Below are 24,786 nucleotides of genomic sequence, written 5' to 3'. Positions count from 1 at the left end.
GGGCCATACAATCGCGTAGGGCCAACCCCCACCTTCCTGTTTCTTGTTGTGTCGCAACTCCAAGATAACAGCGGTGGGCGGTTGGCCCTTTTTGTTTCTAAGCGGTCACGCAGATCGGCGATGAACCAAAAATAAGCCTCGATCACGCCTGGGTGCACATAGCACTTGCGGCAAACCGCCATGGTGTTGCGCAGCTGGTGCGCAACCTCGCGGATCGCGTCGGCCACGGCCTTCTTGCGCGCGGTTTCGCTGGCTGCCGGCGGCAGCTTGCGCAGGATTGCCAGCGCATGCACGCTGCCGGCCCAGGTGCGGAAATCCTTGGCGGTGAATTCGCCGCCCGTCGCCTCCCTCAGGTAGGCATTCACGTCGGCCGAGCCGATCTCGCGGATCTCGCCGTCGCCATCGCGATACTTGAACAGCCGCTGGCCCGGCAGGTCGGCACAGTTGCGCACGACGCGCGCCAGGCGCGGGTCGTTCACCGAGACGTCGTGGGTGATGCCGCTCTTGCCGGTGAACTGGAAGCGCAGCCGGCTGCCGCGCACGGTCACGTGCCGGCGCCGCAGCGTGGTCAGGCCGTAGGTGCGGTTCTGCTGCGCGTAGCGCGGCGAGCCCACGCGCACCAGCGTGGCATCGAGCAGCACCACCACCGCCGCCACGACCTTCTCACGCGGCAAGCCGTTGCGGCCCAGGTCGCGCGCGGCGCGGGCGCGCAGCCGCGGCAGCACCGCACCGAAGGCCGGCAGTCGCGCGTACTTGTCTGAATCGCGCAGTGCCGCCCAGTCGGGGTGGTAGACGTATTGCTTGCGCCCGCGTGCGTCGCGCCCGGTGGCCTGCAGGTGGCCGCGCGCATCGGGGCAGATCCACACCGATTCGTACGCCGGCGGGATGGCCAGCGTGGCGATGCGGGCGAGCGTGGCTTCGTCGCGCACGCGCTGGCCATCGGGGCCGATATAGCTGAAGCCGCTGCCTTGCCGGCGCCGGGTGATGCCCGGGCTGCCGTCGTCGACGTAGCGCAGGCCGGCATCGCGCAGCACGGCGTCAAGCGCTGCGGCGGGCTCGGTGGCGGTGAGGGTCGTGTCCATACAGGCGGCGTGTGGCAACTGGCGCGCCACGCATCGCTATCCGGTGCTGGCCGGTGCTATCCGGTGCTGGCCGGCGGCGCGCCGGCGGCTCCGGAAGCGGGCGCCGGCGGCGCTACCGCAGCGCCCATGGCGACGGCGTCGTCGTCGGGCTCCGGTGCCGCGGACCGCGGCTTCGGCTGCAAGGGGCGGTCGGCGCTGACCGGGCCAGCGCGCGCCACGGTAATCATCTCGCGCAGCCAGTTGACCAGCATGCTGCTGTAGGCACGCTGGCATTCCTCGTCGCTCAGCCCATGGTCGGCGCCCTTGATCACGCGGTAGGTCATCGAGTTGGCATGCACGCATGCGTCGACATAGCTCATCACCGCGGCGTGCGGGACCACCTGGTCGTGCTCGGACTCGATCACCAGCACGTCGCCGCCGAATTCCGCGCAGGCGCGCACGGCGCGGTTGTCCTCGGGCGGGACCACGCTGCGCCGGTACGCCACCAGGTCCTGTTCGCGGTGCAGCTGGCGCTTGGGCAATTCCCAGCCGGAATCCATGTACAACGCCGGCGCGCGAAAGCCCATCCAGCGCACCGGTCGCATCGCGCTCAGCAGCGCCGCCAGGTAGCCGCCGTAGCTGCTGCCCACCACCGCGATGGCATTGCGATCGACTTCCGGCTGCCGCACCAGCGTGTCGTACGCGGCGGCCACGTCGGCCAGGTTGCGCATGCGGGTGACGGTCTCGTATTGCGACTTGGTGCCGGCGTGGCCGGTCAGGTCGAAGGTCAGGCAGACGCAGCCCAGGCCCGCGACCTTGCGCGCGCGCGCCAGGTATTGCTGCTGGCTGCCGCCCCAGCCGTGCACGAACAGCACGCCGGGCAATCTGGTCTCGGGACTGATCAGGGTGCCGGCAATGGTGCCGCCCTCGCTTTGGATCTGCAGCAGTTCTTCATGGGTTGCCATGTGAATCGGGCTCCAGTCTTGCGTACTTGGTCAGGGGACCGACATGTCGGTCCTCTCCCTGGAAATAGATCACGGCGTCGGCGGGTATCCGCACGTTGGCGCCGTACACTTCGTGCGTGGATGCCACCACCCGGGCGCGGTCCGGATCGTTCCGCAGCGCCTCCAGTGCCGCCAGCTCGGCACCGGTGGCGCCGCCTACGCGCCACGACTGCTCGAGCACGCCGCCGAGCACCTGCTCGCGGTCGGCGCCGGGACCGGCGGCCGGGCCAAAAGCCACGTCGTAGTTGCAGCGCGTCAGCACCATGCCGCCATAGCAGGCCAGCGCGGCGTCGTGGTACACCATTGCCGCGCGCACCGCGGCCCGCGTGCGCGCGTCCAACGGCTGCTGCAGCAGCGTATCGAAGCCGCCGCGCACCACCGTCAGCGTCGAGCCGCCGTAGACCTGCTGGCCGCGGTTATTCTGCGTCAGCCCCTGCGTGCCGCAATAGCTGGCGCGCAGTCCGGCCAGCTCCACCTGGCCGACGCTATAGGTCTGCGGCGCGTCCAGGTCGCGTTCCACGACGATGCCGTGGGCCTCCACCACCGCATCGGGCATGGCGGCAAGCGCTTCGTCCAGTGCGCGCTCGCTGTCGACCACGCACTGGCCCAGCCCGCCGATGCCGCATGGCTCTTTCAGCCGCACCGGACCCAGGGCCAGCAGGCGCTTGCCGGCGGTGCGCGCGTCGGCGAGGGTGAACGCGGTGAAGCCGGGCAGCGTGGCGCCGACCACGCGCTGCACGAATGCCTCACTCCATCCTTCAGGGGCGGCTGCGCCTGGCTCGACCAGCCCGTGCGTGATCGCCTTGGTGGCGACGAACGCGTACGGCACCACGCCACCGAACAGGTCGCCCTCTCCGTGTACGCCGAGGCGCGCGGCAAGGTCCTGCCCGACCAGCGTCTGCGCGGGCACCAGGTAGGGCCGCGGCTGGCCCGGCGCGGCTTCATCCCAGGCACCGGCGTAGCTGATCCCCGCGATCCCGGCCACCTTGCGCGCGATATTGGCCATGGTGGTGCCAAGGTGGCTGTCCGGCTGCCCCAGCGAATCGCAGCCGTATACCATGACCGCGCGGGACGCAGCGGCGTCCGCTTCCATCTGCTTGCGCTGGCTTGCCTTGTTTGGATCGGACACGGCTGGCTCCTTGCTCGATGACCTGGTTGGCGCGACAAGTTGACGGCTGTCGGGGCATGCGGCCCGTGCTGCAGCCTATGGACTGGCGTCGGCAATGGCATGGGCTTCGGCGCCGCTGCCCCCGTCCTCGGACCGGCGCTGCCGCAAGGCGCGAGCGTGCTGCTTGGCCTCGTGGTTTTCGCGCGCCTCGTCCAGCGAATGGCTCATCTTGACGCCGTCTTCCTTGTCGGCCAGCTCGGCCAGATGGCGGTAGAAGATCGCCAGCTGCCGCAACTCTTCCTCGTCGAGGTCTTCGATCGAGACCAGCATGTTGCTGGCTTCGCGGTGCGAGGCCAGCAGCTCGTTGAGCTTGAGGTGGACCGCGACGGCGTCCTTGTTCTGGCTCTGCTGGATCAGGAACACCATCAGGAAGGTGACGATGGTGGTGCCGGTGTTGATGACCAGCTGCCAGGTCTCTGAGAATCCGAACATGGGCCCGGTGATGGCCCAGGCGGCCACCACGCCGACCGCGAGCACGAATGCGGTGGGGGAGCCGGCATGGCGCGTGGCACCACCCGCGAAGCGGTCAAACGCGTGCAGTATGCTGGCATGCTTGCCGGACGTTGGCTGATGACCAACGCCCGGCAGTCTTGGGCTGGACTTGCTCATCGTTGCGCTCCTCGATTGCGCTTGCTCGTTCGCGCTTGCTCGTTCGCGCCGCCGGCGCGGCGGCATGCTGATTTCATTGTATGGAGTGCATGGGGCCGGCGTGCAGCGGGCGCAGTCCTACAACGCGCGCAGCACTTGCGTGGCCAACCAAGGCATTGGGCTTGGGTTTTCGCATCGCGCGGCGCGCACGCCGGTCCGCGCCCGCGCGGGAATGCTTCTTGCGCCGGACATGGTTTTTCTGTCAAGGAGCCGAGATGAACCAGAACGCCCCTTCCCCATCCTCCGCCGACGACGAAGCCTTGCGCGTGGCGGTGCGCGCCGAGATCGCCGCGGCATTCGACGGCCGCTTTCCCGACGGCGTGACGCTCGAAGTCTCGGATCGCCGGGTCACCATGCGGGGCTGCGTCGAGGATGTCGACACTGCGCAGCGCATCGAGAAAGCCGCGGCCATCAGCGCCGGCGTGCTCGGCGTGCACAACGCGCTGTCGCTGCGCCGCGAAGCGCCACCCGAGGCCCCGGCGCAGCCCGAAGACAGCGGCATGCAGGCCGACCCCTCGCAGCGCCCGTACGGACAGATCAACCACAAGGTCTGACTCCAAAAAACAGAGGCGCCGGATCGAATCCGGCGCCTCGTTCATCGCTCGCTGGCAAGCAACGCTGCCTCCCGGGGTCAGCCCCACGGATCGTAGCGGTCCGCTTCCCAATACGGCGAAATGCCGTAGTACTGGTGGATACTGGTGGCCCACTGCGAATCGGCCATGCTTGGCCAGTGGTCCTTGTCAAACCCGGGCGCGGCCTTGAGCCGGTCTTTCTCGACGCCGAGCACGAAGCACTTGCGGCGCGTGTCCAGCGTCAGCGCGGACCACGGCAAGGCAAACAGCTTCTCGCCGATGCCGAGGAAGCCGCCCATGGCCAGCACCGCATAGGCGACCCGGCCGCCAAGGACATCGATCATGATGTGGTCGATGGTTCCGATGTCGTCGCCCGCCGGGTCGACCACCTTGTTGCCCTCGAGCGTATCGGCGGCCATCACGAACGGGCCAGGGCCCGGGGAATTGCGGTCGATGCCGCCGACAATCGATGCGCCGCGCGGCTGTTCGCCGGGGGATTCAGGTTGGACTGGATTCATGGACACCTCCGTTTCGGGTTGGCTGCAACAAGTCGCTGCAAAAAGTCATTCCGTGCGGGGCCGGCTGCCTTGAGCCTGGCGGCGCGCGCCTGCCGGCACCGGCGGCACCAGCGGATCGAAATCCACCCAGCGGCCGTCGACCCATTGCCCGTCGGCACGCTCCACGTCCTTGGCGCCTTCCATGCGCAGCAGGTCCGCGACCGCGGCGGTATCGCCGCTGGGAACGTGCGCGGCGAGCAGCACGCCGGCGTTGCGCACCGGCGGCTGGCCGGTCGCCGGGTTGCGGCGCCCGTCGCGCGCCAGCGCCAGCGCGCCCGCGAGCGAGCCGAGATACGCGCCCAGGCCCACGGCAAATACCAGCACCAGGACCGAAACCGGCGGCACGGCAGCCAGCGACGACACCAGCATCGCGCCCACGGCTGCGCCGGCCGCGGCGCCGATCACCACGCCGGCAATCGCACCGGCGCCGGACTTGCGTGCGCCGGCATCGGCCGCGTGGTCTCCGCCCACCGCATAGGCGGCGTGCTGCCCGGGCGGATTGACGTAGAACAGGCTGAGATCCTGGTCCGCGAAACCGCGAGCCTTGAGGCGGCTGGCGACGGATTCGGCGGTACTGAAGCTGTCGAATCGACCTGCGACGATGACGGTCATGCTGGCTCCATGTCTTGTTGATCGGAATCGCCCACCGGCTACGCTAGCGGCCGCGCACGCTACCCTTGCGCTGGCCCGCCGGCTTGGCTCCCACGGGCTGCTGCTCGCTGCCGCGCCTGAGCTTCCAGTCGACGTCGTCGCGCGCGGTCTGCATTTTCTTTTCCGCATGCATGGCGGCGCTCGGCGAGATCGGGTCGCTGGCCGGGAAGGTCATCTCCAGCGAGTCGTCGATGGCGGCCTGGTAGCTCCTGGCTTCCTTGCCGCGCAGGGGCTTGTCCGTGCCCATGCCGGCCCTGGCCCCGGGGCGCGACCCGGTACCGGCCTTGCCGGGCTTGTCGGAGGCGCTGGCGCGCGTGGTCCGGGACTTGTCAGACTGGGCCGAGGCCTTGGCCGCAGGCCGGGCCGCGCTCTTTGCGGCAGGCTTGGCGGCGGGCTTGGCGGCGGGCTTGGCGGTGGGCTTTGCGGTGGGCTTCGCGGCCTTCGCGGCAGGCTTGGCGGCGGACTTCGCTGCCGGCTTTGCCGCGGTCGTGGTCGAGGCCCTGGTCGCGGTCTTTGCCGTGGTCTTTGCCGCGGTCTTTGCAGTCGGCTTCGCGGCCGGCTTGCTGGCCGATCGCGCGCCAGGCTTGGCCGAGGATCTTGCTGTGGATGCCGAGGATTTCGCGCCGGACGGCTTGCGGGCAACCTGCGCGGCCTTGTCGGACTTGCGGCTGGCGTTAGGCATGGTTGTTCCCTCCTTGGTTGAGTGACTGACCTATGCAAAGGCCGGGCCAGACACGCAGGCGCTGGCGCCGCGCGCGACTTTCCCGCCAGGGCACCGCGCCAGGCACCGCACCGGGCGCGCCGCCGGCGCCGGGCCAATGCGCGCCGCGCCGGGCATGCCGGTAAAAACTACATCGTCAAGCAAAGGATGGATGGGGCGCGCACGCGCCAAGTCACGCCATACGTGGCTGGCGCGGGAACCTGACGGCGATGCAGACGCTGATCCTGTCCGCTTCGCAGCCGTCGCTTTCGGCGCTGAGCTGGGCGCCATGCATCTCGACCATGCGCCGCGTGAGCAGCAGCGCGGTGCTCTGCCGCGCCGGCGTGGCACCGTCGGCCGCGGCGCGGCGGCCGAAGAAGTCGGTCAGCGTCGCCAGCCGGCTGGCGCTGCGTTGCTGGTCCAGCGGCGGGCTCTCGGTGATGCGCAGCTTCACATGGGCAGGCTCGCCGAACAGATGCATCGCCACCGAGCCCCCCGGCGGCGCGCGCCAGATGCAGTGCACCAGCAGGTGCCGCAGCAAGGGGATGAGGCGGGTCGCGTCGCCGTCGATGCCATACGCGCCATCGCCCGCGCCGTCGGTGGTGACGGGGGCCAGCAGCACCCCTCGGGCCTCGGCGGCCGGGCGGCGGTCGGCAATGGCCTGCGCGGCCGCGTCGAGCAGGTCGACGCGCTGCCAGCTGGGCGCGCGCTCGTCGGCCAGCAGGCGCACCGATTCTTCCATTTCCTCGATCAGCGCCAGTTGCTGCTGGGTGCCGGCGCGGATCCCGTCGAGCGCGCGCTGCGCCGGGGCCGGCGCCGTATCGAAGGCGCGGTCCAGCACGTAGGCCCAGCTCTGGATGGCATTGAGCGATGAACGCAGGTCATGTGCCGACTGCTCGATCAGCGTGCTGACTTCCTGCACCGCGCGCACCACGGCCGCGTGGGCGGAGTCCGCGCACGCGGCCACATCCGTGGAATGGTCGTTGGAAACATCCGGCTGGTTGGACGGCGGCTGCGGTTGCGTCATGGTCGGATTGGCGTCTGGTCGGCCAGGTTGGCTGCTTGGCGTAGAAGCAAGAAACGTGCTGCGCGCAGCGCTGGGAGCCAGCCCGCATGTCGTCCCAGGCCAGTCAACCGGTCGCGGAGGATCCCGTGTCATTGCGCGAGGCGCGCAGCCACTCGGGCAGCTCCCCGCGGGCGGCATAATCTTCCAGCCGGTTGTACAAAGTCTTCAGGCTGATACCGAGTATCTCGGCAGCATGCTTCTTGACGCCGGCGCACTGCTCCAGCGTGGCGAAGATCAGCTGGCGGTCGGCATCGGCCAGCGACATGCCTACCGGCACCGACACCACCGCCGCGCCTGGCGCCTGCGTGGCCGCCACCTGCAGCGGCACCTGCACCTCGGTAATGAGGTCCTCGTCGGCCATGATAAAGGCGCGCTGCACAAAATTGCGCAGCTCGCGCACATTGCCCGGCCAGGCATGCAGGCGCAGGCTGTCGAGCACGTTGGAAGCGAAGCGCCGCTGCGTGCCCTGCTCGCCATTGAGCTGGTCCAGCATCAGGTTGGCGATCTGGATCACGTCGTCGCCGCGCGCGCGCAGCGGCGGCAGCTCCACCGGGAACACGTTCAGGCGGTGGAACAGGTCGGCGCGCAGCTTGCCGTCGGCCACGGCCTCTTCGGGGTTGCGGTTGGTGGCGGCCAGCACGCGCACGTCGGCATGGCATTCGCGGTTGGTGCCCACCCGCATGAAGGTGCCGGTCTCCAGCACGCGCAGCAGCTTGACCTGCAGTTCGGCCGGCATCTCGGTGATTTCGTCGAGAAACAGCGTGCCGCCGTCGGCGCGCTCGAAATAACCTTTGTGCTGGCGGTCGGCGCCGGTGAAGCTGCCGCGCTCGTGGCCGAACATCTCGCTTTCGATCAGCGTGGGGGAGATCGCGCCGCAATTGACCGCGAGGAAAGGCTGCCGGCGCCGCGACGACAGCTCGTGCACGGTCTGCGCGGCCAGTTCCTTGCCGGTGCCGCTTTCGCCGATCAGCAGCACCGTGGCCTCGGTGGGCGCCACGCGCGCGAGCTGGTCATAGACCGTCTGCATCACCTCCGAACTGCCCATCAGCCGGCCGAAGCGGCCATAGCGGCGCAGTTCGCCGCGCAGCGAATGGATCTCTGCGCGCAGCTCGCCGGTGGTGGCCAGGCGCTTGAGCACGGTCTGCAGCCGCGCCACGTTGATCGGCTTGACCAGGTAGTCGGTAGCGCCGGCGCGCAGCGCCTCGACCGCGCTCTCGACGCTGGCATAGCCGGTGGTCAGGATCACTTCGACGCCGGAAGCCCCGACCTCGTCGAACAGTTCCATGCCGTTGCCGTCAGGCAGGCGCAGGTCGGCGATGATCGCATCAGGCATGTGCCAGCCGAACTGCAGCCGGGCTTCGCGCAGGCTGCCGGCGGTAGCGGAAGTGAAACCTTCCATGGCCACGATCTCCGCCAGCGCGGCACATGCGTTTTCATCGTCATCGACAATCAGGATGTGGGGCATACGTTCCGTCAGTGAGACCTAATGGAAACTTCTGCGAAACCTGCAAAAACGCTCTGTCCGATTTCCCGGCCGACACAGGTGCAGTAGCCGCCGCGCTCCATGCGAAGCGCGGCCGGCATGCCGGGCAATTCAGGACAGGGGCGGCACGGTTCCGACTGCGTACTGCCAGTCCACTGCGTAATGCAAGTCTAAGCGGGGCCTGGCGCCGTGATTGCCGGTGTCTGTCTGACACCGCTGTCGGACCTTTCCGCGCGCGACCGCGTGGCTATGGCAAGGCCCTGTGGCAAAGGCTAGCATAGGAACTTCCCACCCTCACACGACAAGCTCGCCAGGCCCTGCCTTCGATCGTGCCAGTGACCACCACGCCTCCGCGGCGCAGCGCCGCCGTCCCCGCCACAACCCGCCAGGCAACTCTCTCCCCCGCGGCCGGGGAAGGCGCGCCGCGCCGCGCCGTGCCCTCGCAGGTCTCGCTGCTGTGGGAAAGCACCGCCCCCGCCATGCAGCGCCTGATGGCGCAGGTGGAGCGGGTGGCGCCGACCGATGTCACCATGCTGGCGGTGGGGGAAAGCGGCTCGGGCAAGGAAGTGGTCGCGCGCGCCGTGCATGAGCGCAGCGCGCGGCGCAACGGCCCCTTTATCGCCGTCAACTGCGGCGCGATCCAGCCGACGCTGATCGAGTCGGAGCTGTTCGGGCACGAGAAAGGCGGCTTTACCGGCGCGATCGAGCAGAAGGCGGGGTACTTCGAGCAGGCGCAGGGTGGCACCCTGTTCCTGGACGAAGTCACCGAAATGCCGCTCGAGATGCAGATCAAACTGTTGCGGGTCCTGGAAAGCCGCACCTTCCACCGCGTCGGCGGCGATACGCTGATCGTCACCGACGTGCGCATCCTGGCCGCGACCAACCGCGACCCGGTCGAGGCCGTGCGCACCGGCCAGTTGCGCGAAGACCTGCTGTACCGGCTGGCCGTGTTTCCGCTGCATATCCCGCCACTGCGCGAGCGCCCGGACGATATCGTGCCGCTGGCGCGGCACTTCCTCGCCGAATACAACGCGATGGAACACAGCGACAAGGCCTTCTCGGCCGCTTCGCTCGAGCGGCTGGCGCGCTATGACTGGCCGGGCAACGTGCGCGAGCTGAAGAACGCGGTCTACCGTGCCTTTATCCTCGCCGACAAGGTGGTCGAGATCGGCAATCCCAACCTGGCCACGCAGCCGCCGCGGCCCACCACCGTGGACGGCGTGGTCAATGTGCGCGTGGGCACCACGCTCGCCGATACCCAGCGCGAGATCATCATGGCCACGCTGGCGCGCTTCGACGGCGACAAGCGCCAGGCGGCGCGCGCCCTCGGCATCAGCCTGAAGACGCTGTACAACCGGCTGGACGCCTACCGGTCGCTCTGAGACGGCGACGTGCCGTTGGCCGGATCGGCCAGCGCGCGCAACAGCGCGTCGATCGCCAGCGGCTTGGTCAGGTGCGCATGGAAGCCGGCCAGCCTGCTGCGCCGCTGGTCCTCCGGCGTGCCGCGCCCGGTCAGCGCCAGGAAGCGCACCTCCGCGCCGCAGGTCTGGCGCAACGCCTGCAGGACTTCATAACCCGATATGTCGGGCATTTCCAGGTCCAGCAGCACGCAGTCCGGGCGAAAGCTGCCAGCCATCTCCAGCGCCTGGTAGCCGCCATGGGCCGCGCGCGCATCGTGGCCGAGCATGATCAGCAGTTCGGCCATGCTGTCGGCGGAATCGGCATTGTCGTCGACCACCAGCACGCGCCGCCGCGGCGGCGTTCCTGGCGCCGGTGCGGCCGCTTCGCGGCGCGGCGCGCCGGCGCGCGGCAGGATCACGGTGAAGGTGCTGCCCTTGCCTGGCCCGGGGCTGTCGGCCTGGATCGCGCCGCCGTGCGCCTCGACCACGGCCTTGGCCAGCGCCAGCCCGACGCCGAGCCCGCTGCGGCTGCCGGCCTCGGCTTCCTGCGAGAACAGGTTGAAGATCCGGTCCAGCGCCCCCGGCGGCAGGCCACGGCCGGTATCCGAGACGGTCGTCACCACGCGTGCCGGCTCCACGTGGACCCGCACGCTGACGGTGCCCCCGCGCGGGGTGTACTTGGTGGCGTTGCTGAGCAGGTTGAGCAGCACCTGCCCCAGCCGGTTGGCATCGGCGCGCACGTGCGGCGATACCGCGGGCAGCTCCGCCACCAGCTGCTGGCCGGCGGCATCGAGCACCGGCCGGATCGCCTCCAGGCTGTTGCTGACCACGTCGTTGTAAGACGTCGGCGTCAGTTCCATCTTCATCTTGCCCGCGGTCACGCGGCCGACATCCAGCAGGTCATTGACCAGCCGCTCGAGCTGGCGCAGCTGCCGGTCGATGATCGCGGCGCAATGGCGGATGCGGGTATCGGCATCCGGCGTCAGCGCGATCACCTCGACCGCATTGCGCACGGGTGCGAGCGGGTTGCGCAGTTCGTGCGCGAGGATGGCAAGGAAGGATTGCAGGCGCCGGTTGCCGGATTCGAGCAGCTCCAGGCGCAGCGCGTCGCTGATGTCGCGCGCGGTCCAGAGCAGCCCGAGCGGGCAGCCCGCGGCATCGCGCACCAGCACCATGCGGGTCTGGCAGCGCACGATCGTGCCATCCTGACGTGCCAGGCGCTCGTCGCCGGCCCACTGGCCGCAGGCGCGCGCGGCTTCGAGCGCCGTGCGGTCACGCCCGGCCGCGGCATCCGGCCCGGTGTACAGCAGCGCCAGCGGCTTGCCGATCGCGTCGGCCGCCGCGTACCCGGTCACGGCCTGCGCGCCGACGTTCCAGCTGCGGATGGTGCCATCCAGGTCCAGTTCGCAGACCGCGGTGCCGGGCAAATTGTCGGCCAGCAGCTCCAGGCGCGACTCGGCCAGGCGGGCGTGCTCGGAAGCGGCTTCCTGCACGGTGATATCGCGGCAAGCCACCACGAAGCCGCCCGCGCTCGCGTGCATGACACAGGCGGCCTGCAACTGGCTGCCGTCGCGGCGCACGCGCCAGCCCCGGTCGCGGGCGCTGCCGGCTTGCGCCGCGGCCTGCTGCCACTGCAGCGGCAACCCGGCGGCGATATCGTCGGCGCGATGCAGGCAGGAGAAATGGCGGCTGGCGATGTCTTCGGCGCGGTAGCCGAATACGCGCCGCGCGGCGTCGGGCCATGCCACGATGCGGCCTTCCGCATCCGTTTCGAACACCGCCACGTCCTCGACCGCATCCAGCAGGCGCCGGTATTGCTCAACGGCGGGCTGGCCGGCCTGCCCGGGGAGAACGCCTCCCGCCGCTGCCAGATGTGGCGCGCGGGCACCTTTTGCCGCTTGCGGCTCCGACATGGACAAACCCTGTGTGGTAGTGGACGAACATGGCAGGCCGTTCGATAACGGCGGATGTGAACGTCCGGCATGCCACCATGGCTGGCATGCGGCACGCCTTCGGCACGGCTAAATGCCCGCCAGTCAGCGGGCATCCAGAACCATGATAGGTGTTCGTGGCACCGGTCGCGACTGCGGCATACGCGAGGCGACGGGCCGGCTGCCGGCGTGGCCGTGACGGGCCTGCGGGCTAACGTCCCCGGCGCCGCTGCACCATGGCCGCCAGCGCGGCGGACGCGCCGACGACCAGCGCGGTGGCAAGCACGGGATGGCGCGCCGTGGTCGTATAGGGGCACGACTGCAAGGCGGTGCGCGTGCCGCTGCGCTCCTGCAGGCCGCTGCCGCTGCCGTACAGCGTGTTGTCCTCGAGCGGGCCGGCCGGGTGGCGCGTCTGCTGGGCACGGCCCATGAAACGGCGCATGAAGCGGTCGAAGGTATGCGGCGTGTGATACGCCGCCGCCGAGAACGCCTTGGCCGCACCGCCGACGAACAGATCGCGGCGCGGATTCTCGGCGGCGAACAGGATTGCATCGGCGGCCAGTGCCGGATCGTACAGCGGCGGCGGCAGGCGCGGCTCGACGTCGAGGAAGTTCTTGGCATGCATGGCCAGCGGCGTTTCCAGGCCGGCAGGCTTGATCAGCGTGATGCTGACCGGTGCCTGTTCCTGTTCCAGCTCCAGGCGCAGCGAATCGGTAAAGCCCTTGATCGCATGCTGCGAGGCCGCGTAAGCGCTCTGCAGCGGCAGCGGTCCGTCGGAGGCCTCGCTGCCCATGTTGATGATGGCGCCGCCGCATTCGCGCAGGTGCGAGGCCGCCGCCAGCGAACCATGGACGGTGCCCCAGTAATTGGTGTCGAACAGCCGCCGCTGGTCTTCCAGCGGCACGTCGCCGTGGCGGCCGAATATCGTCACGCCGGCGTTGTTGATCCAGGTGTCGAAGCTGCCGAAGCGCTCGATCGCGGCCTGCGCGACCTTGGCGACGTCTTCATGCCGGCCCACATCGGCGGTGACAGTGATGACTTCGGCGCCCTGCTCGCGCAGCTCTTCGGCCAGCGTGTGCAGCGAATCCTCGCTGCGCGCCACCAGCACCAGCCGCGCGCCCCGCGCGGCCGCCTTGCGCGCAGTGATCAGGCCCACGCCGCTGGTGGCGCCGGTCAGCACGATCACCTGCGAGCCGATTTTCTTCAGGGTTAGTTTCATCTGCCACTTCCTCCTCGGGATGGTTTCCGGCGCGGCGCCGGGCGTGACTACGGTTCAGCGCCGGTAATGCACCACAAATATCCATCGCAAATTGCGTTCCCATGGGCGCCGGCCCGCGAGCGCGCGCGAGCTGAAGCGGGCGCGCGGCAGAATTACAACGTCCGGTAAGAACCACATGCCGGCCGGCGCGCGCTGCCGTGCGCGGGACCACACGGCTGCCTCACTTCCCACTGTAGGACTGGCGCCGATTTCGGTGGCGCCATGTGCTGCCTAAGCTGGATGCATCTTCCCCCCACCGGCGACAGCCATGGCCAAGACCACGCGACCGGACTCCGGCGACCGCCGCACCGCGGCTAAGCGTACGACCGCGCGCAGCGGCAGGCCTGCCCGCAAGGGCTCGCCTGCCGCTGCGCGCAAGAGCGGCGCGGCGGCCCGCAACCGCAGCACGGACAGCGCCGCGCTGGACAAATACCGCCGCATGCGCGACTTCGGCGCCACGCCCGAGCCCGGCGGTGCCTCCGCCCGCACGCGCGGCGCGCCGCGCAAGCGCGCCGGCGAGCTGTCGTTCGTGATCCAGAAGCATGCGGCGCGGCGGCTGCACTACGACTTCCGGCTCGAACTCGGCGGCACGCTGAAAAGCTGGGCCGTGCCCAAGGGCCCAAGCCTGGATCCGAACGACAAGCGCATGGCGGTCCACGTCGAAGACCATCCGATGGACTACGCCGGCTTCGAGGGTGTCATCCCCGCCGGGCACTACGGCGCGGGCACGGTGATCGTATGGGACCGCGGCACCTGGGTGCCGGTCGGCGACGCCGAGGCAGGCTACCGCGCCGGCAAGCTCAAGTTCGAACTGCGCGGCGAGAAGCTGCATGGCCACTGGACGCTGGTGCGCATGCACGGCAGCCGGCAGAAGGAGCAGGACGCCTGGCTGCTGATCAAGGAGCGTGACGACGCCGCGGTGCCGGCTGCAGAGTTCGAGGTGGTCGAGGCACTGCCCGACAGCGTGCTGGGCGGCACGGCGCGCAAGGCAAAAGGTGCCAGCCGCTCCGCCAGGCCGGCGGCAAAGCATGCCGGGAAGGCTGGTTCCGGCGGCGAAGCGGACGCCTCCACCCGCGCCAAGGCACTGAAGCCACCGCCAGGGGCACCGCGCGCGGCGTTGCCGCTGGCGCTGGCGCCGCAGCTGGCCACGCTGGTCGACAAGCCTCCGGCCGACGCCGCGGCCTGGCGCTATGAGATCAAGTTCGACGGCTACCGCGTGCTGGCGCGCATCGACGGCAAGGACGTGCGGCTGTTCACGCGCCAGGGCCACGACTGGACCGCGAAGCTGCGCGCACTGGCGCGCGACGTCGGCACGCTTGGGCTGCCGGACGGCTGGCTCGACGGCGAGATCGTGGTGCTCGGCCCGCATGGCGAGACCGACTTCCAGGCCTTGCAGAACGCCTTCGATACCGCGCGCGTCGAGGCCATCCAGTACTTCGTGTTCGACCTGCCCTTCTATGCCGGCCATGACCTGCGCAAGGTGCCGCTGGCCGGGCGCCGCGCGCTGCTGCGGCGTATCTTCGCCGGCAACACCGCGCCGCGGCTGCAGTTCAGCGAGGACTTCGAGGCCGCCCCCGAAGAAATGCTCGACGCCGCCTGCCGCATGAAGCTCGAAGGCGTGATCGGCAAGCGCGCCGATTCCAGTTATGTCAGCACGCGCAGCAACACCTGGATCAAGCTTAAATGCACCTTGCGCCAGGAATTCGTGGTGGCGGGCTTTACCGACCCCAGGGGCAGCCGCACCGGCATCGGCTCGCTGCTGCTCGGCGTGCACGACAGCGGCGGACGGCTGCGCTATGCCGGCAATGTCGGCACCGGCTTCGACACGCGCATGCTTGGCGAACTGCGCGCGCAGCTGGATGCGCTGCGCGCCGATGCGCCGCCGTTCGCGACCGTGCCGGCCGGCGTGAAGGGGCACTGGGTGCGGCCGAAGCTGGTGGCCGAGGTGTCGTTCGGCAGCTGGACCCGAGAAGGCCGCGTGCGCCATGCCGTGTTCCACGGGCTGCGCGCCGACAAGCCCGCCGGCGCGGTGTCGGTCGAGATGCCGGCGGCACCGGCCGGCAAGGGGAAGAAGGCCGCAGCGAAGACTTCGGGGAAGGCTGCGGCGAAGCCCCCCGCGAAGCGCACCGCCGGCACCGCCGCGAAGACCGCCGCAAAGACCGCTGCGAAGTCGGCCTCAAAGACGGCTAACGAAACTCCGGCAAAAGCCGCCAGAGCCGGCGCCCTCGGCAAGCAGCCCACGGCACTGGGCGGCAAGGTCAGGATCAGCCATGCCGAACGCGTGATCGACACCGCCTCCGGCCTGACCAAGGGCGACCTGGTGCGCTACTACGAGCAGGCCGCACAGCTGATGCTGCCGCACCTGCGCGGCCGCCCGATCGCAATGGTGCGCGCCCCTGCCGGCGTGGGCGGCGAACAGTTCTTCCAGCGCCATGGCGACACGCTGCGCGTCGATGGCATCAACCTCCTGGACCCGTCGCTGTGGCCGGGGCATCCCGCGCTGCTTGAGATCGTGTCGGCCGAAGCGCTGGTCTCGGCAGCCCAGCTCAACGTGGTCGAGTTCCACACCTGGAACGCCAGCAAACGCAGCATGGACCGGCCCAACCGCATCATCTTTGACCTGGACCCCGGCGAAGGCGTGCCCTGGGACCAGATGCAGGAGGCCGCCGCGCTGATGAAGGCACTGCTCGACGAGCTTGGCCTGGCCAGCTTCCTGAAGACCAGCGGCGGCAAGGGCCTGCACGTGGTGGTGCCGGTCACGCCGCGCGCCGGCTGGGACGAGATCAAGGAGTTTGCGCAGGACGTGGTGCGCCATGTCGCCGCCACCATCCCGCAGCGCTTCGTCGCCAAGAGCGGTGCGCGCAATCGCGTAGGGAAGATTTTCATCGATTACCTGCGCAATGGTGTCGGCGCGACCACCGTCGCGGCGTTCTCGGCACGCGCACGACCGGGGCTGGGCGTATCGATCCCGGTCTCATGGGAAGAACTCGAGACGCTGGAGAGCGCGGCGCAATGGACCGTCGCCAACGTGGGCCCGCGGCTGGAGGCCTTGCAGGCCGATGATCCGTGGGCCGGCTATGCCGGCGTGCGGCAGGCCATCACCCGCGCCGCGGCACGGCTCGGGCGCGCCGGCTGAGCCATGTCGCGGCCCGGCTGGGGCACACCCGCGGCACATTTCTTGCGCCGCTTTCCATAGACGACCGGCGTGAGCGCCGGGCTGCAACCTATGGAGAGGCCGCAATGACCCACCTCAGCATTCCCGGAATGATCCGTGCCGCCGGCGGTGGCGGCGCTGGCTCCGGCGCGCCGCACAGCCGGCGCGCGTTGCGCCGTCTGCTGGTTTCCTGCGCGATGCTGTCGTTCGCCGCCGCGCCGGTGCATGCGCGGCTGCCGGCACCCACTGCCGAACAACAGCAGGCGGCCGAAGCCAAGAAGGCCAAGGAAGCGGAGACGGCCAAGCAACAGGCCGACGCCCTCGCCCGCGTGCAGGACACGCTGGCCGCGCGCTTCGGCAAGGGCGCCAGCCCGGCGGGCGCCACCGACGCCGGCAGGATCCCGCAGAAGGCCGCCGAAGCTCCCGGTTCGACCGGCCCGCACGGCGGTACCTCGCCGAGCGCCGAGGCACATAGCGGCGAGGCTGCTCGCCGCTGAAGCCAGTCTGCGCCAGTTTGCCGGCGCCGGGTCCCGGCACGCCTCTTGCCACGGCGAAGCACCAACGGCCTCGTCGAGGGCCCGTGGATGAGCCGCCACAAGGGGGAACGCAATGGATCACTTCTGCATGCATGTAATTACTACAGCCTGGGCGCTGCCAGACCGTGCAAGATTTGCACATGAGGGGATGGCCCCGGGACGCTTTTACCTGCTTCCGAACCGGCCGCGCTCCTGCACGCCGGTGATCGCTTGCGGACGTGCGCGAAAGCGCGCGTCAGCGTGACGCCATGCGCCCGCAAGCCAATCGCGCTCCGCTGATCCTCAACGTCGAGGACCGCGAGGGACCGCGCTACGTCAAGAGCCGCATCCTGCATCGCGGCGAGTTTTCCGTGATCGAGGCGGCCACCGGCCAGTCGGCGCTGGCGCTGGTGCGCCAGCATGCGCCGGCGCTGGTGCTGCTGTCATCGCGCCTGCCCGATATCAGTGGACTGGAGGTGTGCAGGCTGATCAAGGACGACCCGGAGATCGCGCGCACCCTGGTGCTGCTGACCTCGCCCGGCGAGCCCCAGGCGCGCCAGCGGGTCGAGGCGCTGAACTGCGGGGCCGACGGCTACCTGGTCGAACCGGCCGAGCCCGAGGAAGTCCTGTCGAGCATCCAGGCGCTGCTGCGGCTGCGCGGGGCCGAGGATGCCTACTACCGCACCACGCAGGCACTGCACGACAACGAGGACCTGTTCCGCCAACTGGCGGAATCGCTGGCCGACGTGGTCTGGATCCTCGATCCCGCCGACCGGCGGCTGCTGTTCGTCAGCCCCTCGTTCGAGGCGCTGTGGGGGCATCCGGCTGCGGACGTCATGGAAGACCCGCCCCGCTGCCTGGACCGCCTTATCCCGGCTGACCGCGCGCGCGTCGAGGCTGCTCTCGCCAGCATGATGAACGACGGCCGCATGGATATCGAATTCCAGATGACGCGGCCGGACGGCCAGTTGCGCGAGATCCGCGCGCGCGCCTATCCCGTGCATGGCGCGGGTCGGGCGCCCGCGCGCGCCGATCCAGACAATGCCCGGCCGTTGCGCATTGCCGGCATCTGCCAGGACGTGACCCTGCAGAACCGCGCCGAACGCGCGCTGCGCGACGAGGAGCGGCGCAAGGACCAGTTCCTGGCCATGCTCGCCCATGAGTTGCGCAACCCGCTCGCCCCGCTGCGCAGCGCCGCCGACATGCTGCAGCAGCTGTCGCCCTCGCGCGAGGACATGTTCCGCGCGCGCGACATCATCGGCCGCCAGCTGCACCACCTGACCCGGCTGGTCGACGAGCTGCTCGATATCTCGCGCTTCAACCAGGGCCGCATCACACTGCGGCAGGACCTGGTCGAACTGCGCGCCGCGCTCAACACCGCGGTCGAAGCCGTGCGGCCGGAGATCGAGGCCTACCGCCACACGCTGCGCCTGTCGCTGCCCGAGCAGCCGCTGCCGGTGCGCGGCGACCTGGTGCGGCTGACGCAGATCTTCAGCAACCTGCTGCACAATGCCGCCGCCTACACACCCGCGGGCGGCCAGATCACGGTCGATGCCACGCTTGACCAGGATCCGGCCAGCGCTTCCGCCGGCAGCTATGTCACGGTGCGTGTGCGCGACAACGGCACCGGGCTGTCCGAGGCACTGCAGCGGCTGCTGTTCGACCCGCTGGCCCCGCACGATCCCGCCGATGACCACGCCGGCAAAGCCAGCAGCATCGATACCGCCAACCGCGGCAACGCCATAGCGCCCAATGTCTTCCCGCACGACGGGCCCGGCATCGGCCTGACGCTGGTGCAGAAGCTGGTCGTGCTGCATGGCGGCACGATCCGCGCCGACAGTCCCGGCCCTGGCCAGGGCAGCACCTTCACCGTCACGCTGCCGGTCGAGCCGTGGCACAAGTGGCACCCCGGCACCGGCAAGTCCGCGGCGCACAGCGGCGTGTCGCGGCGGGTCATGGTGGTGGACGACAACGCCGACGCGCTCGAAGCCATGACCATGACGCTGCAGACCATGGGCCACACCGTGGTGACCGCGCCGGACGGGCCTACCGCTGTCGCGCTCGCCACCGCCGCGCGCCCGGAAGTGGTGCTGCTGGACCTCGGCATGCCGGCCATGGACGGCTTCGAGACCGCGCGCCGGCTGCGCGCGCTGCCCGAGATGCGCGGCGCCACGCTGGTCGCATTGACCGGCTTCGGCCAGCCCGAGGACCGCCGGCGCGCGATGGAAGCGGGCTTCGACCAGCACCTGGTCAAGCCGGCCGACCTGGACGCGCTGACGCACCTGCTCGATACGCTCAAGGAACGTGCCTAGCCGCCTGGCCATGCCGGTCCGCCAGCCACCCTGACAAGGAGCCTACGTGCATACCACACCCGACCCCGACATCCCTCCGCGAGAGCCGGAAGTGCCGCCGCCCGAGCCGCCGCCGGGCCCTCCCGAACCCGTCTCCGACCCGCCACCGGGCGACCAGCCGCCACCGCCGCCGCAACGCGCGCGCGATAAAGGAGCCATTCAAGGAGCCGTCAAGTGTCCCGTATCATCTGGAAAGGCGCCATTACCTTTGGCCTCGTCAATATCCCGGTCGTACTGCGGCCGGCCTCCCGCAGCCAGACGCTCGACCTCGACCTGCTAGACGCGCGCGACATGGCTCCGGTGGGCTACCAGCGCATCAACAAGAGCACCGGCAAGCCGGTCGACAAGGAGCACATCGTCAAGGGCTACCAGTACGCCAAGGACGAGTACGTGCTGCTGAATGACGAGGATTTCCGCCAGGCCAACGTCGAGGCCACGCAGACGGTCGACATCGTCAGTTTTGTCGAGGCGGAAAGCATTCCGCCCTACTTCTTCGACACTCCCTACTACCTCGAGCCGGACAAGCGCGGCGACCGCGGCTATGCGCTGCTGCATGCGACGATGCGGCGCACCGGCCGCGCCGCGCTGGCGCTGGTGGTGCTGCGCAACCGCCAGCACCTGGCGGCGATGCTGGTGCACGACAACGCGCTGGTGCTCAATACCATGCGCTTTGCCGACGAGGTGCTGCCGATATCAGAGCTGCGCCTGCCGAAGGCGTCGAGCGCCAGGGGCAGCGGTGCCCAAGCGCGCGAGATCGCGATGGCAACCAAGCTGGTCGAGGACATGACCGAGGACTGGCAGCCAGAGCAGTATCGCGATACCTATCGCGACGACATGATGGCGCGCATCGAAGAGAAGATCGAATCCGGCAAGACTCATCAGCTGACCCAGCCCACCGAGGACGAAGAAGCGCCGCGACGCAGCGCGAAGGTCATCGACATGGTGGCGCTGCTGCGCAAGAGCCTGGGCGAGCGCGGCAAGGGGGACGAGGGCAAGGGCCGGGGCCGCGCGAAACCCGCGGAGGAAGCAGTGGAGGAAACCGGGGCCGAAGACGACCGCGCCGGCGCAAGCCGCGGCCGCCGCAAGACGCCTGCGCGCCATGCCGCGGCGAAGAAGGCACCGGCAAAGCGGAAAACGGCGAAGCGCGCTAGCGCGACCAAGCATGCGCCGGCCAAGTCCCACGCCAAGACTCATGCCACCGCACGCAAGAGCACCGGCACGACACGCCGCAAAGCCGCCTAGCTGAAATCCTGAAGCCGGCGGCGGCGCCGGTGCCCCCGTTTCCCACAAGGGCGGACGCGGGGCACCGGCGTGCCGGGCATTGCGCTTCACGCAATCAGCGCGAAGTCACCTTGAGGTTATCGTTCACCGACGTCACGCCTTCCACACTGCGGATCGTGTCCAGCGCGAGGTCATGCTGTTGCTGGCTTGGCACCGTGCCGCCCACATCAACCGTGCCGTTCTTCGTCTTCACGTGGATGCCGGTCGACTTCAGATCCTTGGCGGTCAGCAGCTTGGTCTTGATCTTGGTGGTGATGGCGCCATCCTCGACCGCCTGCTTGGCTTTGTCGGCATTCATGTCGGCGCTGGCGCCGCGATCCGGGTCGGCCCGGCCCGGCATGCCTGGCGCGGAGTTGACCGGCGCCGCCGGCGTGTTGTCGGCCGCGATGAAGATCAGGCCACTTTTATCGAGCGCCTGCGCGGCGCCTGCAGCCGCCGCCAGCGCCGCGGCCACGCAGGCCAGCCTGAGGCTGCGCGCGGAAAATCGGGAAATTCGCATGGATGTGTCTCCTGTACAGGTTCCCAGCGCCTCGCCGCGTTCGCTGCTGGCACGCGGGACTGCTGGCACCTTGCCTGACTGCAAACTCCATACCCGCGTGTTCGCCCAACGCCACGCAAGCCCCGCTTCGACAGGGGTGTGTAAATCGGGCCACCTGTTGTAAAAGCGGGCAGCCCGGACGGGTGCAGCATGCGGCGCGGCCGGCCACGGCAAGCCCGCTGCCGGCACGTGCGCGCTTGGCATGGCGATTGCAAAACCGGGAATGCGGCAGTCCGCCGCGTCAAGGAGACTAGCAATGGGACAGCAGCAACAGCCGGGTCAATCGCAGTCGGGCCAAAAGCAGCAGGAACAGCAGTCTGGCCAACGCGGCGGCCAACAATCTGACATGGAAAAACAACAAGGCGGCGGTCAAATGGGTAACCAGGACCGCGGTCAAGGCCAACAGCAACAGCAGGATCGCGGCAGCTCGCAACCGGGCCAGCAAAGCGGTCAACGCAGTGGTCAGCAGGGCGGTCAGGGCGGCCAACAGGGCGGTCAGGGCGGTCAGGGCGGCCAGCAAGGCGGACAACGCCAGCAGTAGTTCCAGCAGTCAGGCTTGCCTGCTGACATAGAGGCAGCTATCCGGGTATGTGCGGCAGCAACATGCGGTGCAGCCGCAGGGGCATACGCCGGAACTTGATCGGCCGGGTCTTCCGAACGGAAGATCCGGCCCTTTTTTCTCAGGTTGCCGCTGCCGGTTTGCCGCGGCAGCCAGTTCGCGCGCGTCCGCGGCTTACCGTGTATGCTGGCCGTGACGTCTTCTTGCCACACGGTCTTGTCCAGCCACACCGATCCCGCCAACTCCGCCAACTCCGCCGATCCCGCGCTCTCCCGCCACGCCCGGCGCGAACGCAGCGCGCGAGGGCCAATGGCCCGGGTGCGCGCGCACGCCGGCGCGCACGTGCGCGCGCTGACGCGCAGCAATTCCGGCCTCAGCCTCGACTATGACAACCCGCCCGGCGACCCCGGCCTGTTCGGTCCCGACGCGGTCTGCTGGCGCGTGCATGCGGACTTTCCGGCAATGCTGGCCGGCGGCGTCAGCGCGCTGCTGTTGCAGACGCTGCATCCGCTGGCGCTGGCCGGCGTGTGGGACCACTCCAGCTTTCGCACCGACATGCAGGGCCGGCTGGGCCGCACCGCGCAGTTTATTGCCGGCACCACCTACGGCAGCCGCGGCGATGCCATGGCGCTGATCGGGCGCGTGCGGCGCATCCATGCCGGCGTGAGCGGCGTGGCGCCGGACGGCCGGCACTATGCGGCAACGGATCCGGCGCTGCTGACGTGGGTGCATGTGGCCGAGGTGTCGAGCTTCATGGCGGGCTACCTGCGCTATGTCGGGCCGCTGGGCGAGGCCGAGCAGGACCGCTATTACGACGAGGTCGCGCGCATCGCGCTGCTGCTCGGCGCGGCCGACGTTCCACGCTCGCGCGCGGCGGTGGCGGCCTACCTGGAAGCGATGCGGCCCCAGCTGCAGGCCAGCGAGCGCACCCGTGAAGTGGTGCGGCTGGTGCGCAGGATGCCGGTGGCCAACCCGCTGCTGCAACCGGCGGTGCGGATCATGGCCGATGCCGGCATAGCCTTGCTGCCACCGTGGGCGCGGCAGCAGCTTGAGCTCGACGGACCTTCGCTGGGGCGCTCGGCCACGCGGGCCGGCATGCGCGTGCTCGCGCCGGCGCTGCGCTGGGCCCTGGGCGCGGGGCTGGCCGCGCGGGCACGGCGGCGCGTGGCCCGCGGCGGCAATGTGGGCGGAGCTGCGGGCTAGGACATCCCGGCCCAGCCTTCGGTGCGTTTACTCCGCGGCCGCTGCTGCGCTGCCGACGCTGCCGCGCAGCGCTGTCTCCGGCAGCCGAGCCACCAGGAACGGCGCCAGCAGCGATACCGCCGCGCTCATCAGCAACAGCAGCCGGAAGGCATGCTCGGCGCCCTGGCGCACCGCCGCGGCATCGCCGCCATCCTGCGAGCCCGCCATCACGCGCCGGAACAACTGCATCAGCACGTCTTCGCCACCGCCCAGGTCACTGACCGCCATGCCGCCGTGCCGCAGCAGCGCGAGCAGCACCGTGGTCAGCACCGCCACGCCGACCGCGCCGCCGAGCATGCGCGAGAACGCGGTCAACGCGGTGGCGACGCCGACATGCTGCAGCGGCACGGCGTTCTGCGTCGCCACCAGCCCGCTGGGCAGCTGCAGGCCGATCGCCAGCCCGAGCACCACCATCACCAGCGCGCACAGCCACGCCGCGCGCGGATCGACAAATGCCAGCGCCACGATCGCCAGCGGCGCCACCAGCGCGCCGGCCATCTGCAGCGGCTTGTAGCGCCCGCTCCACGACATCAGCCGGCCCGCCGCAAACGCGCCGAAGGGGATGGCCAGCGTCAGCGGCACCAGCCGCAGCGCGGCCGCATCGGCCTGCGCGCCGGCCACCACCTGGAAGCGCAGCGGCAACAGCACCGACATGGCGATCAGCTGGAAGAAGCACAGGAACAGCGTGATGCAGCAGATCGCCACGGTGGGCACGCGCAGCATCGCCAGCGGGATGACGGGATCGGCCGCGCGACGTTCCTGCCAGATGAAGAGTCCCAGGCACGCAAGGCCAGCCAGCAGCATCGCCAGCGTATCGGGCCGCGACGGCGACTGGCCCTGGCCGAGCCGCGTCAGGAACACCAGCACGCCGCTCAGCCCCGCGCCGAACAGCAGCGCGCCCAGGTAGTCGATCCGGTGGCGGCGCCCGCCCGCGGGCAGGTGGCGCAGCGCGCGCCGCACGGTCACCAGCGCCAGCAGCGCCAGCGGCAGGTTGATCCAGAAGATCCAGCGCCATGACAGGAAGTGCGCCAGGTAGCCGCCGATCACCGGGCCGGCCATGCTCGCCACGGCCCACACCCCGCTGACATAACCCTGGTAGCGGCCGCGCTCGCGCAGCGGCACCACGTCGGCAATGGTCGCCTGCGACACCGACAACAGCCCGCCGCCACCCAGGCCCTGCAGGATGCGCGCAAGGATCAGCTGCGGCATGGTCTGCGCCAGCGCGCAGGCGACGGAAGCCAGCAGGAACAGCACGATGGCGAAGGACAGCACCGAACGCCGGCCGAGCAGATCGGAAAGCTTGCCGTAGATCGGCGTGGTGACGGTCGATGCCACCAGGTAGGCGGAGATCACCCACGCCATGTTGTCGAAGCCGTTGAGCTGCAGCGCGATCTCGGGCAGCACCACGGCGACGATCGACTGCTCCAGCGCGCCCAGCAGGATCGCCAGCATCAGCCCGAAGATCACCTGCATGACCGGCACAGGGGGCATGGGCGCGCCGGTATTGTGCGGGGCCGAAGGCGGGGTCGTGGCGGCAGGAACGCCTGACGAAGCGGAAGGGGCAGCGGCGACGGCCGCGTGGGACGGCGGCTGGGAGGGGACGGCGGTCATGTGCACCTGCGGACGGCAGGATCGCGGCTAGCCGCG

General features: G+C 69.7%; 22 protein-coding genes. 8 read left to right on the top strand and 14 right to left on the bottom strand.

Annotation, left to right across the window (positions count from 1 at the left end):
* From VSR71_RS25595 to VSR71_RS25580, 4 genes are all read right to left on the bottom strand, one after another.
* A partial coding sequence (locus VSR71_RS25595; protein ID WP_342916577.1) for a DNA topoisomerase IB occupies positions 1–1,082 on the bottom strand: 1,082 nt, incomplete at its 3' end.
* A gap of 56 nt (positions 1,083–1,138) precedes the next feature.
* The gene (locus tag VSR71_RS25590) at positions 1,139–2,026 is read right to left on the bottom strand and encodes an alpha/beta hydrolase family protein (RefSeq protein ID WP_342916576.1); all 888 of its coding nucleotides are present in this window, start codon (positions 2,024–2,026) and stop codon (positions 1,139–1,141) included.
* A complete protein-coding gene (locus VSR71_RS25585; protein WP_342916575.1) occupies positions 2,013–3,194 on the bottom strand; it encodes a DUF3182 family protein in 1,182 nt (393 codons plus the stop codon). Before VSR71_RS25585 ends, VSR71_RS25590 begins: the two co-directional genes overlap by 14 nt.
* A gap of 75 nt (positions 3,195–3,269) precedes the next feature.
* Complete coding sequence (locus VSR71_RS25580) at positions 3,270–3,842, bottom strand: low affinity iron permease family protein (protein ID WP_342916574.1); 573 nt, start codon at positions 3,840–3,842, stop codon at positions 3,270–3,272.
* A 254-nt stretch (positions 3,843–4,096) separates the two neighbouring features.
* Between VSR71_RS25580 and VSR71_RS25575 the strand changes: the two genes are divergently transcribed.
* Positions 4,097–4,435 carry a BON domain-containing protein gene (locus VSR71_RS25575; RefSeq protein WP_342916573.1) on the top strand — a complete coding sequence of 113 codons (339 nt, stop codon included), beginning with the start codon at positions 4,097–4,099 and terminating at the stop codon, positions 4,433–4,435.
* Positions 4,436–4,512: 77 nt separating this feature from the next.
* On the opposite strand, the gene VSR71_RS25570 is transcribed toward VSR71_RS25575, so the two are convergent.
* The 3 genes from VSR71_RS25570 to VSR71_RS25560 are packed head-to-tail and all read right to left on the bottom strand — an operon-like array spanning position 4,513 to position 5,908.
* On the bottom strand, positions 4,513–4,971 hold the full coding sequence (locus VSR71_RS25570) for a PRC-barrel domain-containing protein (protein WP_342916572.1): 459 nt from the start codon (positions 4,969–4,971) through the stop codon (positions 4,513–4,515).
* Positions 4,972–5,016: 45 nt separating this feature from the next.
* Positions 5,017–5,622 (bottom strand): hypothetical protein, encoded by a 606-nt coding sequence (locus VSR71_RS25565; protein WP_342916571.1) that lies wholly within the window; start codon positions 5,620–5,622, stop codon positions 5,017–5,019.
* Positions 5,623–5,665: 43 nt separating this feature from the next.
* Positions 5,666–5,908 carry a hypothetical protein gene (locus VSR71_RS25560; protein ID WP_342916570.1) on the bottom strand — a complete coding sequence of 81 codons (243 nt, stop codon included), beginning with the start codon at positions 5,906–5,908 and terminating at the stop codon, positions 5,666–5,668.
* Here VSR71_RS25560 and VSR71_RS25555 point away from each other — a divergent pair.
* Positions 5,907–6,368, top strand: a complete 462-nt coding sequence (locus VSR71_RS25555; RefSeq protein ID WP_342916569.1) for a hypothetical protein — start codon at positions 5,907–5,909, stop codon at positions 6,366–6,368. The genes VSR71_RS25560 and VSR71_RS25555 overlap by 2 nt on opposite strands.
* 186 nt (positions 6,369–6,554) lie before the next feature.
* Here the strand turns inward: VSR71_RS25555 and VSR71_RS25550 are convergent, their stop codons facing one another.
* Together VSR71_RS25550 and VSR71_RS25545 are read right to left on the bottom strand one after the other, a co-directional pair.
* Positions 6,555–7,388, bottom strand: a complete 834-nt coding sequence (locus tag VSR71_RS25550) for a HAMP domain-containing sensor histidine kinase (RefSeq protein ID WP_342916568.1) — start codon at positions 7,386–7,388, stop codon at positions 6,555–6,557.
* Positions 7,389–7,491: 103 nt separating this feature from the next.
* Positions 7,492–8,892: a sigma-54 dependent transcriptional regulator gene (locus VSR71_RS25545; RefSeq protein ID WP_342916567.1), complete on the bottom strand. Its 1,401-nt coding sequence runs from the start codon at positions 8,890–8,892 to the stop codon at positions 7,492–7,494.
* Positions 8,893–9,239: 347 nt separating this feature from the next.
* Here VSR71_RS25545 and VSR71_RS25540 point away from each other — a divergent pair, with 347 nt between their 5' ends.
* On the top strand, positions 9,240–10,292 hold the full coding sequence (locus VSR71_RS25540) for a sigma-54 dependent transcriptional regulator (protein WP_342916566.1): 1,053 nt from the start codon (positions 9,240–9,242) through the stop codon (positions 10,290–10,292).
* Here VSR71_RS25540 and VSR71_RS25535 read toward each other — a convergent pair.
* Positions 10,277–12,223, bottom strand: coding sequence for a PAS domain-containing hybrid sensor histidine kinase/response regulator (locus VSR71_RS25535; RefSeq protein ID WP_342916565.1), 1,947 nt, complete (start codon positions 12,221–12,223; stop codon positions 10,277–10,279). The genes VSR71_RS25540 and VSR71_RS25535 overlap by 16 nt on opposite strands.
* 229 nt (positions 12,224–12,452) lie before the next feature.
* Entirely contained in the window at positions 12,453–13,460 is a 1,008-nt protein-coding gene (locus VSR71_RS25530) for an SDR family oxidoreductase (RefSeq protein WP_342916564.1), read from the bottom strand.
* 307 nt (positions 13,461–13,767) lie between these two features.
* On the opposite strand from VSR71_RS25530, the gene ligD reads away from it, so the two are divergent.
* The 4 genes from ligD to VSR71_RS25510 all read left to right on the top strand — a co-directional run bounded on the left by ligD (position 13,768) and on the right by VSR71_RS25510 (position 20,761).
* Positions 13,768–16,635 (top strand): DNA ligase D, encoded by a 2,868-nt coding sequence (gene ligD, locus VSR71_RS25525; RefSeq protein ID WP_342916563.1) that lies wholly within the window; start codon positions 13,768–13,770, stop codon positions 16,633–16,635.
* Positions 16,636–16,739: 104 nt separating this feature from the next.
* Positions 16,740–17,150, top strand: coding sequence for a hypothetical protein (locus VSR71_RS25520; protein ID WP_342916562.1), 411 nt, complete (start codon positions 16,740–16,742; stop codon positions 17,148–17,150).
* A 287-nt stretch (positions 17,151–17,437) separates the two neighbouring features.
* Positions 17,438–19,480 carry a hybrid sensor histidine kinase/response regulator gene (locus tag VSR71_RS25515; RefSeq protein ID WP_342916561.1) on the top strand — a complete coding sequence of 681 codons (2,043 nt, stop codon included), beginning with the start codon at positions 17,438–17,440 and terminating at the stop codon, positions 19,478–19,480.
* A gap of 213 nt (positions 19,481–19,693) precedes the next feature.
* Positions 19,694–20,761: a Ku protein gene (locus tag VSR71_RS25510; RefSeq protein ID WP_342916560.1), complete on the top strand. Its 1,068-nt coding sequence runs from the start codon at positions 19,694–19,696 to the stop codon at positions 20,759–20,761.
* A gap of 94 nt (positions 20,762–20,855) precedes the next feature.
* Here the strand turns inward: VSR71_RS25510 and VSR71_RS25505 are convergent, their stop codons facing one another.
* Positions 20,856–21,299, bottom strand: coding sequence for a BON domain-containing protein (locus VSR71_RS25505; protein WP_342916559.1), 444 nt, complete (start codon positions 21,297–21,299; stop codon positions 20,856–20,858).
* Between the two features lie 289 nt (positions 21,300–21,588).
* Positions 21,589–21,858 (bottom strand): hypothetical protein, encoded by a 270-nt coding sequence (locus VSR71_RS25500; protein ID WP_342916558.1) that lies wholly within the window; start codon positions 21,856–21,858, stop codon positions 21,589–21,591.
* A gap of 348 nt (positions 21,859–22,206) precedes the next feature.
* Here VSR71_RS25500 and VSR71_RS25495 point away from each other — a divergent pair, with 348 nt between their 5' ends.
* Entirely contained in the window at positions 22,207–23,100 is an 894-nt protein-coding gene (locus tag VSR71_RS25495; protein WP_342916585.1) for an oxygenase MpaB family protein, read from the top strand.
* 27 nt (positions 23,101–23,127) lie between these two features.
* Here VSR71_RS25495 and VSR71_RS25490 read toward each other — a convergent pair whose 3' ends face one another.
* Positions 23,128–24,612 carry an MDR family MFS transporter gene (locus tag VSR71_RS25490; protein ID WP_342916584.1) on the bottom strand — a complete coding sequence of 495 codons (1,485 nt, stop codon included), beginning with the start codon at positions 24,610–24,612 and terminating at the stop codon, positions 23,128–23,130.
* Between the last annotated feature and the right edge of the window lie 174 nt (positions 24,613–24,786).

Origin of the sequence: Cupriavidus oxalaticus (genome assembly GCF_038900635.1) — a bacterium.
Classification (GTDB): Bacteria; Pseudomonadota; Gammaproteobacteria; order Burkholderiales; family Burkholderiaceae; genus Cupriavidus; species Cupriavidus oxalaticus_B.
This window is presented reverse-complemented; position numbering and strand designations above follow the sequence as displayed.